Raw genomic sequence first — 16724 nt, 5'->3', positions numbered from 1 at the left:
TTAACTACGGTACCCACTATAACAGACTCTACAAAAATAGTACAAGGATACCTTGAAAAACACCGATAACTCCGCCTAACAAAGCTCCTAGCCATGTAATCATCTTAAGTTCGCTTTTTGCGATCGAAATGATGATTTCCTCTAGACGCTCTAGAGAAAAGGTCTCAACTTGTTCTTCCACGATTTTCGCAAGATGCATCTTCTCAAGCAACATTTCTAATCGTGCTACAAATAGATCAAGTCCCGCAGCGACTGCTTTTGGAGTTAGATCATCTACAATCCATTTTTCAACCGAACTAGCTAACGAAGAAACAGGTGTATTTAGATACTCTTCGATTGGAAGTCTAGCCGTGATTTCTTTTGCTAAACCTGTCGTCATTTCAGGCATGTTCAGCAATCCAAGGGCTTCATCCATTCTTTTATCCATGAAGCTGCGATATTCTTCCTGAAGCAGATTCAACACCGTATCACGTGTATTTTCATGTTTCATGAACTTGATCAGTTCCGGCTGTACTTTTTCCGCGATGCTCACATTGCCAAAGAACATAGACACCATATTTACGAGCATTCCTTTATCCATTAGAAATGCATCGATGCCACTTGCCAGAGATTTTCGGCCGTCTTCGCTCTCTAAATAAAGAACGCCTTTGTTTAAGAGCCAATCAACGACTTCTGGCAGCTTTTCTTCCCCTCTAGCAACAAACTTTTCTGGTAAAATATCTTTCATTTCCTTGCCATTTGATTCCTGCAGCATTTTTTTCATACGCGTGCTCAGCCATGCTTCAGTTGTCGTTTGGATTCTGTTCTGAACATCGTCTACTCCAAAATCCTTTTTAAGCAGTTCACTGATCGTCATGTCACTCTTTAAAAAGCGTTTTACTTCAACCTGAACGAGCTCGGTCATTTCTTTGCGAAAATCGGCATCGTTAATTTTTGCCTGCACACCTTCTGCGGTCAGGAGGTGATTGGTTACAGTCTCACCAAGCTGAACAGCGAGCTGTTTTCTTCGCTTCGGTATAAGTCCTGGTGTAAACGGAACTCTATACTTACCAATATATAATGTATTAAACGGTCGAAATAACATTCGGATTGCAATGGAGTTTGTTAATCCTCCAATAAACGCACCGACGATCGCCATGATTGAAATTGAAATCCATACGTTCATATTTTAATCTCCATTACTCTAGATTCTATTTTCCTAGTATACGTCATTTTGAATTGTGCTAGCAATTTGGACTACACACTTGGAAGGATGTCTACATAATAAAAACGGTCTTCTTTACTGATCATATCCTTTACGATTCGAGTCTCACCTAACGTATACGTAATAGGATAGGAAAAGTTCGGTCCATCAAAAACAAATGTGTGAAATTCTCCGTTCTCGCCACAAATGTCATGTTTCTTTGGATAGTCCTCTTTAAACTGCTCGTCTATGACCCGGCCAGTAAAAGAGGCATCTATTTTTAAAGTATCCGAGCAGCATACCACAGTCTTAAACCCCTTACGTAAGAACTCATCTATAATATGCTCTGTACTCTCGCCCCATATTGGAAATACAGGTGTAATCCCTGTACCGTTTAACATTTTTTTACGGTACTTTTTTACATCTTCTAAAAAAATATCGCCAAACATGATGTACTGTATACCATCAGCTTTAATATCATCAACGGCTTTTTTCATTCTTTGTTGGTACATATCATTCGGACAATCTTTAGGTATCCAAACAACTCGAAGCGGTAAACCAAGTGATTGTGCCTGCATTTCTAGGAGTTCATTGCGAACACCATGCATGGTTGTCCGCTCATAGTCCTCTGTCAACGTTGTTAGTAAGGAATCGATCTCCCATTCCTCAGACTGCTGCAATCGATACAAAGCTAAAATTGAATCTTTTCCTCCGCTAAATGAAACTACAATTTTTCTCTTCATATAGAACCCTCCATAGTTAACTATTTAGGAGGCAATACGAACTCATAGCCTTCTAGTTTTAATTCAGAAATCAATTCGTCTAGTATTCTCACGGTTTGCTTTAATTCATGCAACAAGATAACAGAGCCATCCTCTGCATGATTCAAGATGTTATGAACAATGTGTATGGGATCATGCTTATGTTCCCAGTCAAGACCTGCGACTTCCCATAAGAAAGGAACTTTGCAGAGCTCTTTAAGAACATGCAATGTATCTTCGTTGAACTGTCCGTAAGGCGGACGAAAGTATTTAACTTCTTGACCTGTAAGTACCTCTAGATGCTTTAAATTCGTAGAAATATCATGCATCTGATCACGATAAGAAAGTCTCGTTAAAACACGATGGCGCAATGAATGCCCACCGATCATATGGCCTTCCTCTATCACACGTTTCCACGGACGATTTTTATGCAGCAACTTCGACTGCCAAAAGAACAACGCTTTAACATTATATTTTTTGAGAATATCCAGCAGTTCAACTAAAACAGAAGATGGCCCATCATCAAAAGTTAGAATTAGAGATTTCGATCCTTTTGTTTTATAGTGCTTGTCCCAATTTTTTATATTTGTCCATATATCTTTATTTTCCCAGTCGTACACGACCGTTGAAGAAGTTACTCAAGGACACGTTTTCATGGTGTCTCCTCCTCTTGGAAATCTGTTAGTTTAGTTAACCACTTAACATTGCTATAATAATAGCAAGCTTTTCGTTGAAAGGATATGAAAATGGATGCTTGATAAGCTAAAGAAGCACTATAAGAATTTATTCACAACAGACCTCTCACAGCAGTCAGGCTTTTACTGGTTCCTTACTGATGATAGCGAGCCGTTTGGGATTTCTAAATCTGCCGTTTCTGAATCCGAACTTACATTACTTCAATCGATGTTTAACATATATGAAAATGATAATCAGGCAAATATTTTTTCTTCACAGCAGTTAAAATGGAAATCGCTCCTTTTTGATGATGAACTATCAACTGAAGAAGGTTTCTACCGATTTGTCCATTTTTTTAGCAAACAGCCTATTACCGATTATGCTTCCTTTTCTGAAGCGGTAAACGGACTTTTTCCTGAAGATGCTGTTCTCCTTCTGAACAGGGATCTTAAGAGTGGCGTTATTATTGAAACATCGAAACAGGAATTTAGTGAAACACCTTATGAAGCGTTAAAAGATATGCTTTCAACAGACTTTTATATGGATATTTCTATTTATATAGGGTGCTATAACAGTCAACTGAATCGCGCAAAAGAAACCTATGACAGAGAACAGCAACAATTTTTAAATGTGAGGAATCACTTGATGCCGAAATCCGTATATACGGTAGCTGATATCGTGCCGTATATCCTTCTTCAGTCTGCTAGTCCTATGGCCGATCAAACATTAACTGCATTAGTAGAAGAATGGCGGGAAGAAGACGAAGAAACTTTAAAAAGCATCAAAGTATTTGTTGAATGCAACCTCAACGTTTCGTTAGCGGCGAAACAATTATATATTCACCGAAACAGCCTTCAATATCGTGTGGAAAAGTTTTACGACAAAACAGGCATAGATGTGAAACAACTGAAAAACGCACTCACCGTGTACTTAGCGATTCTTCTTATCGAACAAAAAGAGAGAAATATGTAACAGCTGCTTCCATTTTCGGAAGCAGCTTTTTTATGCCTACAAACGTAGATTCATCACCTATGGAAAACAAACAGGGATGAGAAAATGTCTATTTACAAATAAAGGAATAAATCACCTTATGTCGAATTATTTCTAAAAAATAGAGATAACGTGAGTAACAGGGGGATTCAATTCTAATGAAGTATTTTAAACAACTTTCTTTTTTAATCGGATTAACGATTCTAGTCTTACTTCTTAGTGGGAGTTTTGCCTATTCACTTTTGAAGGAAGAAAGTACGCCGTCAAATATTCTTTATGATGAAAAAGGAAAAATGATTGACCGAGCACCTTTTGAAAGAAGTGCGGAATACCCACTGGGTTCAGATCAATTTGGAAACAATTACGTTTACGTCCTGCTTGAAGGAGCAAAATACACGCTCGGTTTTGTAGTGTTGATCACGATAAGCAGAATGATTTTATCGATCTTAGTATCATTTATTCTTCTCGTTGTTCCTAGCTTTATAAAGAAACTAATCAATAGAATTTCAGAAATTTTTTATTTTGCACCTCTGTCCATTTTTGCTTACCTGCTCATCGCACCAGCTTTAATTGCTTTCAGCTGGAGCTATTCTGACTTTACACAATTTATGATCACTACTTGTGTACTCGTATTGTTGACTGTGCCCGTCTTATCCGTACAAATTGCGAATGAAATCTCTATCTTATCGAAGGAAGAATTCATTCAACACGCACCTCTTTTAGGAGGTGGAAGGATTCACGTGTTCATGAAGCATATCCTCCCCTGTCTATCACCTAAGCTTCTGCTCTTAACCGTTCAGCAAGCCGGCCAAACCTTAGCTATACTCGCCCATCTTGCTTTTTTAAAAATCTTCGTTGGTGGATTCTCAAAGATTACGTACACACTTCCTGGTGTATCAGGCACACCGGTAACGTATGAAAGAACGTTCTCAGATTCTCATGAATGGGGTGGTTTGATCGTTCAGAACTGGGACTTTTATTATGGAGCTCCAATACTCGTAATCGCTCCCGTATGTTGTTTTGTTCTATGTTCCATCGCTATAAATTTAATGGTCTCCGGCATGACTAAAAGTGAGAATCATTCATCCACAATGCAGAAGAAAAAGATAACGACCTCTGAAGAAACCCATCCACCAGCTTCATTTCTGCCAGTGAAGAAAGGGAGGCTGAACGCATGATCAAAACGGCTGGAAAGCTACTTTCATTCTTTTTGTTATCTATTTTAGGGATTCTCCTTTTCACTTCACTGCCTGTCCTTATTTATGACTATTCGGTGCTAATGAATAACACTAGATTAATTGATACTGGGCAACTCGATAACAATTCTTTTTTAACAAATAGCATACAGTTTGAACTACACGCGTATTTGCAACAATTAAAATTTACAGTTCAGCAGATCATGGACCTTACACAAACCACCTATTACTCTAACGGGAGTGACTATCAGCTCTTGCCTGCCTTTTTAGAGGTGTATCCCCAATCTTTCTCGTTTTTTATGGGAGGGCTTTTAGCCAGTCTCCTAGTTGGGATCAGTTTTGCTGTTATATATATGATCTTTCCATACCACATCAGGTTAATCATCAAAAAAATAATACTTGCGATTGAAACGTTGCCGGATGTCTTTATCATCATCTTAGTACAGCTGACAGTGATCTGGTTTTATAAAACGACCGGGTTACTTATATTTAACATCGTAAATGTATACAAAACAGAGGCATACTTTTTGCCGATATTCACGATTTCCATACTTCCTACTCTATATGTAACGAAATACTTAATCTTAAGCATGGAAGACGAAGCAAATAAGAGTTATATCGAATTCGCAAGAGGAAAGGGTTTAAAAAGCATATATCTTATCGTTGTTTATATGTTGAAAAATACAGCTCCTTCTCTTTTTGGACAAACAAAGACCATCTTTTGGATCCTTTTATCAAACCTTTTGATCCTTGAGATTATTTTTAACATCTACGGCATCATGCGTTTTATAGCTGAATATGGTGTAGAAAACCCTCACCTTGCAGCCATATGCATGATCGCTATCTTTCTTCCTTTTTTTATTATTTTTGCAACGGGCAGCCTGCTCATTCGAAAATTAGACCCACGTTAATCTCAAACAGCCTTTTTGTGCACATTGCATAAAGAGGTTGTTTTATTTTAGGCAAGTCGTCCATTTACGATATAGGACATGAAAGCGTAAACTTAAAACATTAAGAAAACGTTTACATCGGAAGGGGATTCATTTAAATGGCAGAAATTAAGTTAAATAACATCGTTAAACGATATGATAACAAAGTAACAGCTGTACATGATTTCAACCTTGATATTTCGGATAAAGAATTCATCGTATTCGTAGGACCATCTGGTTGCGGTAAATCAACAACTCTTCGTATGATCGCTGGTTTAGAAGAAATTTCTGAAGGTGATCTAATCATCGATGAGCGCGTTGTAAACGACGTAGCTCCAAAAGATCGTGACATCGCGATGGTTTTCCAAAACTATGCCCTGTATCCTCACATGAACGTTTATGACAACATGGCATTCGGACTTAAACTAAGAAAGTTCAGTAAAGAAGAAATTGAAAAGCGTGTTAAAGAAGCAGCACGTATTCTCGGTCTTGAGCAATACTTGGATCGTAAACCAAAAGCACTTTCAGGTGGACAACGTCAACGTGTTGCACTAGGGCGTGCAATCGTTCGTGATGCAAAAGTATTCTTAATGGATGAGCCTTTATCAAACCTTGATGCGAAACTTCGTGTTCAGATGCGTGCCGAGATTACAAAGCTTCACCAACGCCTGCAAACGACTACGATCTATGTAACGCATGACCAAACAGAAGCGATGACAATGGCAACACGTATCGTTGTTATGAAAGACGGACGTATCCAGCAAGTTGGATCTCCGAAAGAAGTATACGATACGCCTGAGAACATCTTCGTTGGCGGATTTATTGGTAGCCCTGCTATGAACTTCTTGAACGGTACCCTTGAAGACGGATTCTTCAAAGTGGGTGACACGAAGATTGCCGTTCCTGGTGGTAAAATGAAGATTCTTCAAGAAAAAGGCTACAACAACAAAGATGTTGTTCTAGGTATTCGTCCTGAAGATATTCATGACGAGCCTGTATTCCTAGAGTCTTCTTCAAACACGAAGATTGAAGCGAAGATCGACGTTGCTGAACTTATGGGTGCTGAAACATTCTTATACTCTACAGTTAGCGGTCAAGATTTTATCGCACGTGTAGATTCTCGTACAGACATTCGCAACGGTCAGAACATCTCCTTAGCGTTTGATATGAACAAATCACATTTCTTTGATAAAGAAACAGAACTACGTATTCGTTAATTCATATGTTGCAAAAAGCTCTGCTTGATTAAGCAGAGCTTTTTGTTGTCCATTTTTTTGACTACCTAGCATCAAAATATGGAATTTCATGATGCAACTATACTTTTATATGATAGCACTTAATTTTTATATGATCGTCCACTAAAATTATGTGATCATGTCTTCTTTTTATGTGATCATGCCTTCTTTTTATGTGATAATGTGTACTCACAAAAAAATCCGCTGTTATTTTTTTCTTTATCGGGGAAAATGTTAAATGATTGACGAAATCGTCGTTCGTTTATACAATAAATTCTATAAAAATTGTCGGGATTACCCTGACGAGGAGGACTTCAATTGAAAAACACATTTAAATTCCTGTCAGCTCTCGCCCTTTCTGTCATTCTTTTGTCAGCATGCGGAAATTCAGACGAGTCAAAATCAGGTTCAGGTTCAGATAAAAAAGTACTTACGATTGGTACGGAAGCTACATATCCACCTTTCTCATATCGTGATAAAAAGACAAATGAAATCACAGGCTATGACGTTGAAGTAGCTAAGGAAGTAGCTAAACGCCTTGAGATGGAGCCAAAGTTTGTAGCAACAGAATGGAAGAACATGTTTACTTCGCTAGACTCCAAACGATTTGATCTTGTAGCGAACCAAGTAACAATTACAGATGAAAGAAAAGCTAAATATGATTTCTCTACTCCTTATACCGTTTCTGGCGGACAAGTTATCGTCAACAAAGACAACAAAGACATTAAAGGGATTAAAGATCTAAAAGGCAAAGTAGTAGGTACGACTCAAGGAAGTAACTATGCTGCTGAAGCTGAAAAAGCTGGTGCAAAAACAAAATTTTATAAAGGTGCTGCTCAAGTATTAACAGATCTTGATGTTAATCGCGTAGATGCTGCGATGAATGATCAGCTTTTTATCCTGACAGAATTAAAGAAAACAGATTATAACGTTAAAGCTGTTGGTGAGCCTTTTAACGAAAACGAAATGGCATTTGCATTCCGAAAAGATGACAAAGATTTAATTAAAGACGTAAACAAAGCGCTTGAAGAAATGAAGAATGACGGTACACTGAAAAAGCTCTCCGAAAAATATTTTGGAGAAAACGTAAGTGAATAACTTATCTGAAATTCTGATCAACTCCCTCCCCTATTTACTGGAGGGAGCTGTTTTTACTATCGTCATAAGTCTTGTTTCGATTTTCGGAGCGCTCATTTTCGGATTGGTCGTTGCTTTATGCAGGATGTCATCGAATAAATTCTTGTCAGGGATTGCTAAGGGGTATATTTCTTTCTTCAGAGGAACGCCATTATTAATTCAATTATTAATTCTTTATAACGGTTTCACGTTTATTTATGTACCCGAAGGATGGCAGGCAGCGCTCGCTGGACTCATACTTCATTTTAGTGCCTATATTGCAGAATCCTATCGTGGGGCTATTCAGTCGATCGAAAAAGGGCAATGGGAAGCCGCTTTTTCACTTGGAATGAACAAATACCTTACGTATAAAGAAGTCATTCTCCCACAAGCATGGAGAATTTCTATTCCATCCGTTTGGAATTCATTGATTGATATTGTTAAGGCCTCTTCGTTAGCCTCTGTAATTACCGTACCAGAGCTAACCTTGATGGCAGATCAGATCAGTGCGTCACAACTAATCGTACTGCCCGTTCTACTTGAGGCTGCAGTCATCTATTGGATTTTAACTTCCCTTCTGGACGGCCTTCGAGTATTGCTTGAAAGAAGAATTAAAATTAGCCAATAATCCTTCATGTCTTTATAAGATATGAAGGTTTTTTCTATTCCCACTCACCAATAAAAAAAAGAACTTCTTGATGACAAGCATCACAGTAAAACACGTGTGGGCATTGGCTCTCTTTGAAATTATTCGGATAACCATCTTCAAGCTTCAGTTCATCTACTTCCATATAGGGACTGTAATCATCGAAATAGTCACTCACTCTTCCCTGATCTTGAACCGCTCTTCCGCATTCTGGACAGCGAACGTTTATGGTGTGAAAGTTATTGCATATTGGACACATCGCCATCACTATCAACTCCTGTATGATTTAAAAAAGGGAGTGGATTCCTCCACCCCCCTTTGTATCAACTACGAGCTAAGTTAGCGATTACCGCCACTTAACTGTTGCTGACCCATTGCGACTAAACGTTTAGTCATTTCCCCACCAACCGAGCCATTCGCACGAGCAGTTGTATCTGGGCCAAGTGTAACACCGAACTCAGATGCGATCTCATATTTCATTTGATCAATTGCTTGCTGTGCTCCTGGGACAACCAATTTGTTTCTTCTTGCCATGTGTTTCACCCCCTTGCACTTATTGTGTATCTCACCGAGTTCTATATTCGCTCTAGTCATTGGCAATTTATAGCGTTGTTCCCACTACAAATCGGTAAGATATTCAAAAAGGTGGTCTAGTTGGTTTATACTGAATTATAGTAAGATGAAATCATGTGATGATTATGAAAAAGTTGGTGAAATAATATGTCAAATGAATATGCAGTAGAGATGTTCAGAAAAACAATTCCTTTGTTTCAAGCATTAGGTGATCCTGTTAGACAAGACCTTGTACTGCTTTTAGCGGAAACAGATAAAATGAATGTAACGGATATTGCCAGTCAATCTCCTATGTCACGGCCAACCGTCTCCCATCACTTAAAAATATTACGAGAAGCTGGAATTGTGGGGACTGAGAAAAAAGGGAAAGAGATTTTTTATTTCTTAACTCTTGATCAGACCGTAGTTCAGCTCAAACAGCTCATTCACATTATTGAAGAGGAATGTATTCTTTAGATTTTTTTATTTTTATTCACTGTTGTACTTGATAGTAGTTGATTTCCGCTACAGGTTGCACGCTTTCCATGGGGCGACCGGTGAGCCCCTTGCCACTCCGCGCCCTTAAGGGTCTCACCTGACCGCTCGTCCCATAGGAGTCGGCAACCTTCCGCTCCAATCAACAATGCATAGAAGTGAGAAAAAACATTCAAAGTAACTAACCTTTAGAAAACAGCCTAATGTGAAAGGCTAATAAAAAAAAGCGATTCAGCATGTTTGTTATTGCTGAATCGCTTTTTGTTTTGAATAAACTGTAAAGAAAAGATGGAAAGCGAGCATCTGTAACGGAAATCCACTGCACTCAAAACAACTCTGCAAAGCTAAAACAGCTCTTATTTTTTCCGAAGTTGTTTAATGCTTGAACGCATCAATTCCACCCTTTGTTTACTGTTTGAGAAATAAGCTTTGATCAATGTTCTTATTTTTGAGTACTTCTTTTCATATGGGTACCAATTTATCTCTCGTTTTTTGATTCCCGCATCTTTCATCACTGACATCTGACGGGTAAAAGTAAACAAGCCTTCGTCTCCATGATACCTGCCTACTCCGCTGCTTTTTACTCCACCAAATGGAAGATGCGGATTTGCTACTGAAACGAGTACATCATTAATCACCGCACTGCCTGTTACAAGCTTTGATGTCACACGGTTCGCTTTTTTAGCATCCTTTGTCCATACACTTGCGTTCAAACCAAACTCAGTGCTGTTCGCTTTTTCAATCGCTTCTTCCTCTGTTGAGAAGGATATCACAGGCAGTACTGGTCCAAACGTTTCTTCTTTAACGATTTTCATATCTTCCGTAACATTCGTTAAGATCATTGGTTCCAAATACATGCTTTCTCCCCACTGATCTGGGTCTTTGCCAGTAAGCAGAAGAGCTCCTTTCTCTAATGCATCCTTCACATGATTTTTTATGATCTCTTTTTGATGAGGAAAAGTTAAAGAGCCAATATCTTCACCAAGCTTCAGTTTCTTCGTTTCTTCTACAAGCCGGTCGATAAATTCTCCATGAATGGCATGCTGCACATACACTCTTTCAATTGACATGCAAACTTGTCCTGCATTCGTAAATGCTCCCCAAACTGCACCGTTCACTGCTCTTATCATGTGAGCATCTTCAAATACAATCATTGGGTCTTTTCCGCCAAGCTCCAGAGTATAAGGAATAAATCTCTTGCTCGCTTCAATACCAATATTCCGTCCTGTCTCAACAGATCCTGTGAAGAAAATGCCATCTGGCGTTCCAGAAACCAAAGCTTGTCCCAATTCTTTTCCGCCATGCGCAACTTGAAGAACATTTTTCGGCAGATTCACTTCTCTCGCAATTTTTTCAATCAACAACCCGATCGTAGGTGTGACCTCAGAAGGTTTTACAATAACAGAATTCCCTGCGATCAGTGCCGAGATTACAGGTGTCATCGATAGTTGAAAAGGATAGTTCCATGGTGAGATGACTAGTACTGTTCCAAGAGGAAAATAATCTACATATGAAGATTTACCTAAAAAAAGAATCGGTGTGGAAACCTTATTCCTCTTTAAAATTTTTGGTGCGCGCTTTTCATAATGCGCGATGATATCAATTACTGGCATAAGATCTGCTGTTAAAGCTTCTGTCTTCACTTTTCCAGTCGCAGCACAAATTTCATCTACGATCTCATCCATGTTATCTAATAGATGCTGCTTTATCTTTTTTATAAACGTTAATCGAGTTTCTAACGAACGGGTGGACCAATATTGGAAAGCAGCAGAAGCTTTCTCATACATTTCAGGAATGTGATTTTCTCCCGTTTCTAACCACTGATCAATGGTTTCGCCTGTTGCAGGATGTTTTGCAATCATTACATTTTTCATTCAAGCGCACCTCCTTTGTCAAAATTTTCATATTTCTTTCATCATACCTTTTTTGATGAGTTCATGTTTATTTATTTTAAAAGATATGTTATCATGTTGATATTCTTAAACATATAAACACGATATAAGAAAGGATGTTTCTTATGATAAATAATAAAATTGCACTCATTACAGGAGCCTCAAGCGGAATTGGTCTTGAATTTGCCGATCTCTTTGCGAAGGACGGTTATCATTTAGTGCTTACAGCTAGAAATGAGTCAAAGCTTAATGAGATTGCTGAACAGATGTCTAAAAAATACGGTATTTCAGTAACGGTAATTGCAAAAGATTTAAGCCAAACAGACGCTGCAGAAGAACTGACAGCAGAGATCATTGCAAAAGGTATTGAGGTTGATGTTCTCATCAACAATGCAGGATTCGCTGCTTACGGACCATTTAACGAGACATCATGGAAAGATGAAAAAGATATGATACAAGTAAACATAACGGCTCTTACAACACTGACAAAACAGCTTCTTCCCGGAATGATTAAGCGTAATCGAGGTAAAATCTTAAATGTTGCCTCGACTGCAGCTTTTCAACCTGGACCATTAATGGCTGTCTATTACGCAACAAAGGCTTATGTACTTTCCTTCTCAGAAGCCATCAACTATGAATTACGTCATACCGATGTTAGCGTTACAGCTCTTTGTCCTGGTGCTACAGCTACAAACTTCGAAAAACGTGCAAGCCTTGAATCATCTCGCTTGTTTCAATCTGGTGCGATGAATGCGAGCGACGTTGCGCGGTCAGGTTATAAAGCATTGATGTCTAAAGATTCATTGTCTATTCCAGGATTTAAAAATAAAGCATTAGCTAACATCGTTCGATTCTTGCCTCGAAAGACCGTTTTAAAAATCGTGCATTATGTACAAGACAAAAAATAAATGTAATAATTTGAGAACAGCTTATGATAGCTGTTCTTTTTTATGCACCTCATCTACACATAAGAATTCGTATACTCTTTTCAATTTATTGCTTGATAACATCATTTTCGTTGTGTAATATTACACTAAAAGAGAATATTGGTGTTTCGTCCTGTTTTAAAAGGACTTTACATATACATGAAATGAGGTGGTAAACATGAACAAACAATGGATAAGAAAAGAAGGTCAAAAATGGATCGCTGACAACATCATCACTGAAGATCAGTTGGATTTAATCACTGCAAGATACCCTGATTCCGAAGACAAGCGAAAAGTTACTGGTATATTACCTATTTTAGCCAGTATATTAATCGGCATCGGAATCTTATCTTTCATCGCTTCAAATTGGGGAGAAATCTCACCAATTGCCAGACTAACCTTACTTATCGTGTTTATGCTCGGATTTTATTTTTCTGGTGAACGGTATTTAAAAGCTGGCCATCATTCATTAGGTACTTCTCTTAATCTTCTTGGGATCATTACATTTGGAGCAAGCATCATTCTTTTAGGTCAGACTTTTCACTTGAATGCTGTCGATGCTCGATTATTCGTTTTTTGGAGCCTGCCTGCCGTTTTTTATTTATTCAGGGATCGTAACAAGCTCTATTTCTTCCTTCTTGGACTATTAACAGTCGGAGGACAGCTTTACAGTATAAATGAATTCCAAAGCTTTAGTTATCTTTTATTTATTCTTTTTACATTAGCTGTTGGAGGCTTTGTTTTCTTATATCCAACCATTCAAAAGTCTTGGATACTTACGATTGGATTCAGTATTCAAGTCCTGATGTTTATTATGGTTAAAGATATTAATCTACTCTGGTTTTTCTTATTTGGATTCGCCTTATTCACAAGCGGACTATGGGTTGATAAGGACGTATTTAAACAACCGTTTAATCGCCTAGGAACACTCATTGGCTTTGGTTTTGCTTACGGATTATATTTCTTGCTTACAAATGAATTTTCTTCTGATTTCGAGCTGCCCCATTCTTATGTGTACATTCCTGTATTGATCATCCTATTCGCTTTATCAATCATCGGAAAACGTCAGGAGAATTTATATTTGCATGCTTGGGAACTATTAATTTTCCTACCGTTCTTTTACTTGGTCAGAGTGACGGATTCATTAATAGTAGGCATCCTTTATTTGATCATCATGTTCGTATTTTCAGGATTCAAGCTTGCTGAAGGCTATCGTAACGAAAGTCGTTCGCAAATCAATTTTGGAATCGTACTATTTTTACTCGTTTGCTTAATGGGATACTTCAACCTGGCGTGGTCCTTTATGCCAAAGTCGATATTCTTCTTATTTGGCGGAGTTCTTTTGTTCATACTAAATGCGTTTCTTCAACGTAAGAAAAAGCAGATCTTAAAGAACGGAGGTCCGCATCATGATTAAAAAAAGAGGTTGGATGATCGCTGCCCTTCTGCAAGTCTTGTTTCTGCTGTTTATCGCAGGAAGCTATTACAGCATCGATTATTTTGGAAAAGAGATCAAGATTAAGACTGTTCCCGTCGATCCTCGAGATCTTTTGTATGGTGACTATGTGACACTTCGTTATGATATCAGTACAGCTCCTCTCAAAAGCTATAAAGGAGATGCAGCAAAACTCGATCGGGGTGAGCAAAAAGCTTATGTAGTTTTACAGCCAAACAAAGATGGTTATTATGTGGTTAAGAATGTTTATTCAGAAAAGCCAGATGTAACGGGTGATCAGGTTGTGTTAACTGCAAAAGCTGAGAAAGTCTGGGGACCAGGTTCAATTGATAATATTCAGCTTACCTACGGATTCGAACGCTATTATGTGCAGGAGAACACGGGAAAAGAACTTGAACAACAAGCAAAAGACATGGATGTAATTATAAGTGTTGCACCTTGGGGAGCTCATAAAATCGTTGAGCTGAAACCTTAAATGCTGAATGACTCATAAAAAGCTGAAAAAGCTTTTTATGAGTTTTTTTTCGTTTAATGCTGGAAGGTGTTTGTCGAATATCGGATAAATAATTTTATCTACGGAATTATCTAGGATTACCTCGTATAAAAATCGGTTTACCACGTAATTAAAAGAGATTACCTCGTAATGAATGCCACTGTCCTCCTCTTATGGACATTTCATTCCACAATGTCCTGCAGATACACACTACAGCATTCCTACTACAGCGTTCGTCAGCTAACAATTCTCTTTCATAATTTTTTATATCTTATTACTCATTATTCTTCGGTTTAAGTTTGTGGATTACGGGAAAATTGAATAATGAGGTGAAAACAATGTCAGATACTAAAATTATCGAACTAAAAGATGTACTAAATGGGTGGGCTGGTAACCAGATTTCTATACGTAAAGAAGAAGCAGGAGATCTAGATCAAATCAGAATCTCACTAGATAAAGTAACCTTTGAACAAAGAGACGCACATGACGACTATTTAGGTGACCACATATTGTTTTTACACGGTACAGCTTATGCAGCTGAAGAAGGTTCACAAGTAGAGCTGCCGACAATTACGTACGAAATACCGATTGATGGAATTAATGACATTCGAACCGACGATAACATCGTCTCATTCGAAACCAATAGAGGACAATATGTTATCAATAAATAAAGAAGGGATCCCGCGGGATCCCTTCTTTATTCTTGTTGCATACTTTTTGTAACGTCTGTTAACGAATCTGCTGAAACCGCGATCTGACCAACAGCATGACTAAGTTCTTCTATAACTTCAGCCATCACTTCTACTTCTTTTTCTAGCTTTCCGCTTCGATCTGTACTCTCATCCATCTTGGAGAGAATCGCTACAAAGAAATCTGATATTTCGGTAGCTTCACTTACACTATCGTTTATATATTGGTGAATACTTTCAACGGATGTAGTTACAGCTTCTATGCGTTTATGCGTATTTTTCACAAGTTCTGAAACACCTGAAACAGAAGTCTTTGTTTGGTCTGCTAACTTTCTAACTTCATGAGCGACGACAGAGAATCCTTTTCCAGCTTCCCCCGCTCTAGCTGCTTCTATCGCTGCGTTAAGGGATAGAAGGTTCGTCTGTTCCGCAATCGCTGTTACGATATCGACAACATCGTTAATTTTTACTGTTGCTTGTTCCAAATTGATCAATTCAGCTGTAATCTGCTCTGATTGGTCTTTTACTTTCAGAATCATTTGCTGATGATCGTCTAGTTTATTCTTACCTGCTAACGAATTATTGGATACCTCTACAGCTGATTCTGCTGTGTTCTTTGCAAAAACAACCACTTCATCCGCTTTTGATGTTAACTCTTCTAGGGCTGCACTCGTCTCTTCTGAGATACTCGCTAGTTCTTCCACAGAATCCCCAACTGAAACCGCAATCTGCCTTTTTTGCTCTTCATGATGTTCTCTTTGTTTTACTTGTTCTAGTTCAAATGCTTCTAAGACAATCTGCTGCTCAAAATTCAAAATCTTTGTTACTGCTTTAACGGCAAGCTGATACTCATTTTTATCTTGAATATGTATGTCCAAAATAGACAAAAAGGAAAGCAGCATGTCCTGAAAAGAACAGATATACCATTTCGGCTGCAAACCGATTTTAAAATGGATGCGAGCAATCACTTTTCTTTGCTCTATGTATGCTGTATCAATAACCCCATTAAACATTTCTTGTATATGTTTGATCAACGTCACTTGAAGCTTATTAACTGAACTGTGTTTTTGAATAATTTCCATCAAGCCAGGAACATGTTCAATGTTTTTATAAAATTGGTTCACGATCTCTTCTATATTCTCAGAGAGCAACGGTTTGATCGAGCGAATAATCCGTAAATCTTCAACTGATAATGAAATCATATTCAATTGCTTTTGCCATTCACTGTTAGGAGATACTAAAATTTTCACGTCTTCTTTAAAATTCTCCGTTGGATCAAGCACTTCTGCTTTACTTTTCTTTTTTGTTAAGATGCTTAAAATAGATGCCATTTCGATTTCCTTCTTTCTTGATCATCAGTTACATTTCATCCATTATCATGCAATTACATGCGACTATACGCTCATTTTATTGATTCATATGTTTTATCGACTTCTTTACGGGAATCTTTTACTAAACAAAAATATTTTTAAAAAAAATGAAAAGAGGAG

Annotated in this window: 18 protein-coding genes; 11 read left to right on the top strand and 7 right to left on the bottom strand. The window is 38.0% G+C overall.

Going from position 1 to position 16724, the window contains the following annotated elements:
- Positions 1-28: 28 nt before the first annotated feature.
- The 3 genes from IHV09_RS00575 to IHV09_RS00565 form a co-directional block, all read right to left on the bottom strand.
- Positions 29-1165: a DUF445 domain-containing protein gene (locus tag IHV09_RS00575; RefSeq protein ID WP_197126852.1), complete on the bottom strand. Its 1137-nt coding sequence runs from the start codon at positions 1163-1165 to the stop codon at positions 29-31.
- A 71-nt stretch (positions 1166-1236) separates the two neighbouring features.
- Positions 1237-1926, bottom strand: coding sequence for an adenine nucleotide alpha hydrolase (locus tag IHV09_RS00570; RefSeq protein ID WP_197263375.1), 690 nt, complete (start codon positions 1924-1926; stop codon positions 1237-1239).
- Positions 1927-1946: 20 nt separating this feature from the next.
- Positions 1947-2564: a polysaccharide deacetylase family protein gene (locus IHV09_RS00565; protein WP_312035185.1), complete on the bottom strand. Its 618-nt coding sequence runs from the start codon at positions 2562-2564 to the stop codon at positions 1947-1949.
- A 130-nt stretch (positions 2565-2694) separates the two neighbouring features.
- On the opposite strand from IHV09_RS00565, the gene IHV09_RS00560 reads away from it, so the two are divergent.
- The 6 genes from IHV09_RS00560 to IHV09_RS00535 all read left to right on the top strand — a co-directional run bounded on the left by IHV09_RS00560 (position 2695) and on the right by IHV09_RS00535 (position 8713).
- Positions 2695-3591: a PucR family transcriptional regulator gene (locus tag IHV09_RS00560; protein WP_197263374.1), complete on the top strand. Its 897-nt coding sequence runs from the start codon at positions 2695-2697 to the stop codon at positions 3589-3591.
- 176 nt (positions 3592-3767) lie between these two features.
- Positions 3768-4787 carry a hypothetical protein gene (locus IHV09_RS00555; RefSeq protein WP_197263373.1) on the top strand — a complete coding sequence of 340 codons (1020 nt, stop codon included), beginning with the start codon at positions 3768-3770 and terminating at the stop codon, positions 4785-4787.
- Entirely contained in the window at positions 4784-5716 is a 933-nt protein-coding gene (locus IHV09_RS00550; RefSeq protein ID WP_197263372.1) for an ABC transporter permease subunit, read from the top strand. The genes IHV09_RS00555 and IHV09_RS00550 overlap by 4 nt, the downstream gene beginning before the upstream one ends.
- Positions 5717-5853: 137 nt before the next feature.
- Positions 5854-6951, top strand: a complete 1098-nt coding sequence (locus IHV09_RS00545) for an ABC transporter ATP-binding protein (protein ID WP_197126847.1) — start codon at positions 5854-5856, stop codon at positions 6949-6951.
- A gap of 336 nt (positions 6952-7287) precedes the next feature.
- The gene (locus IHV09_RS00540; protein WP_231618091.1) at positions 7288-8067 is read left to right on the top strand and encodes a transporter substrate-binding domain-containing protein; all 780 of its coding nucleotides are present in this window, start codon (positions 7288-7290) and stop codon (positions 8065-8067) included.
- Positions 8060-8713, top strand: coding sequence for an amino acid ABC transporter permease (locus tag IHV09_RS00535; RefSeq protein WP_197126846.1), 654 nt, complete (start codon positions 8060-8062; stop codon positions 8711-8713). Before IHV09_RS00540 ends, IHV09_RS00535 begins: the two co-directional genes overlap by 8 nt.
- A gap of 34 nt (positions 8714-8747) precedes the next feature.
- Here IHV09_RS00535 and IHV09_RS00530 read toward each other — a convergent pair whose 3' ends face one another.
- Together IHV09_RS00530 and IHV09_RS00525 are read right to left on the bottom strand one after the other, a co-directional pair.
- A complete protein-coding gene (locus IHV09_RS00530; RefSeq protein WP_197126845.1) occupies positions 8748-8996 on the bottom strand; it encodes a hypothetical protein in 249 nt (82 codons plus the stop codon).
- Positions 8997-9070: 74 nt separating this feature from the next.
- Positions 9071-9265: an alpha/beta-type small acid-soluble spore protein gene (locus IHV09_RS00525; protein ID WP_066239924.1), complete on the bottom strand. Its 195-nt coding sequence runs from the start codon at positions 9263-9265 to the stop codon at positions 9071-9073.
- Positions 9266-9451: 186 nt separating this feature from the next.
- On the opposite strand from IHV09_RS00525, the gene IHV09_RS00520 reads away from it, so the two are divergent.
- The gene (locus IHV09_RS00520; RefSeq protein WP_066391336.1) at positions 9452-9760 is read left to right on the top strand and encodes an ArsR/SmtB family transcription factor; all 309 of its coding nucleotides are present in this window, start codon (positions 9452-9454) and stop codon (positions 9758-9760) included.
- Positions 9761-10134: 374 nt separating this feature from the next.
- Here the strand turns inward: IHV09_RS00520 and IHV09_RS00515 are convergent, their stop codons facing one another.
- Positions 10135-11652: an aldehyde dehydrogenase family protein gene (locus IHV09_RS00515; protein ID WP_197263371.1), complete on the bottom strand. Its 1518-nt coding sequence runs from the start codon at positions 11650-11652 to the stop codon at positions 10135-10137.
- Between the two features lie 143 nt (positions 11653-11795).
- Here IHV09_RS00515 and IHV09_RS00510 point away from each other — a divergent pair, with 143 nt between their 5' ends.
- From IHV09_RS00510 to IHV09_RS00495, 4 genes are all read left to right on the top strand, one after another.
- Positions 11796-12578 carry an SDR family NAD(P)-dependent oxidoreductase gene (locus IHV09_RS00510; RefSeq protein ID WP_231618090.1) on the top strand — a complete coding sequence of 261 codons (783 nt, stop codon included), beginning with the start codon at positions 11796-11798 and terminating at the stop codon, positions 12576-12578.
- Between the two features lie 196 nt (positions 12579-12774).
- Positions 12775-14013 (top strand): DUF2157 domain-containing protein, encoded by a 1239-nt coding sequence (locus tag IHV09_RS00505; protein ID WP_197263370.1) that lies wholly within the window; start codon positions 12775-12777, stop codon positions 14011-14013.
- Positions 14006-14527 carry a GDYXXLXY domain-containing protein gene (locus tag IHV09_RS00500; RefSeq protein ID WP_197263369.1) on the top strand — a complete coding sequence of 174 codons (522 nt, stop codon included), beginning with the start codon at positions 14006-14008 and terminating at the stop codon, positions 14525-14527. The genes IHV09_RS00505 and IHV09_RS00500 overlap by 8 nt, the downstream gene beginning before the upstream one ends.
- 356 nt (positions 14528-14883) lie before the next feature.
- On the top strand, positions 14884-15216 hold the full coding sequence (locus tag IHV09_RS00495) for a hypothetical protein (protein ID WP_197126841.1): 333 nt from the start codon (positions 14884-14886) through the stop codon (positions 15214-15216).
- Positions 15217-15242: 26 nt separating this feature from the next.
- On the opposite strand, the gene IHV09_RS00490 is transcribed toward IHV09_RS00495, so the two are convergent.
- A complete protein-coding gene (locus IHV09_RS00490; RefSeq protein WP_197263368.1) occupies positions 15243-16565 on the bottom strand; it encodes a globin-coupled sensor protein in 1323 nt (440 codons plus the stop codon).
- Between the last annotated feature and the right edge of the window lie 159 nt (positions 16566-16724).

This window comes from Fictibacillus sp. 23RED33, from assembly GCF_015903925.1.
GTDB classification, from domain to species: Bacteria; Bacillota; Bacilli; order Bacillales; family Fictibacillaceae; genus Fictibacillus; species Fictibacillus phosphorivorans.
The sequence above is the reverse complement of the archived record's forward strand: the minus strand, read 5'-3'. Positions and strand labels throughout refer to the sequence as shown.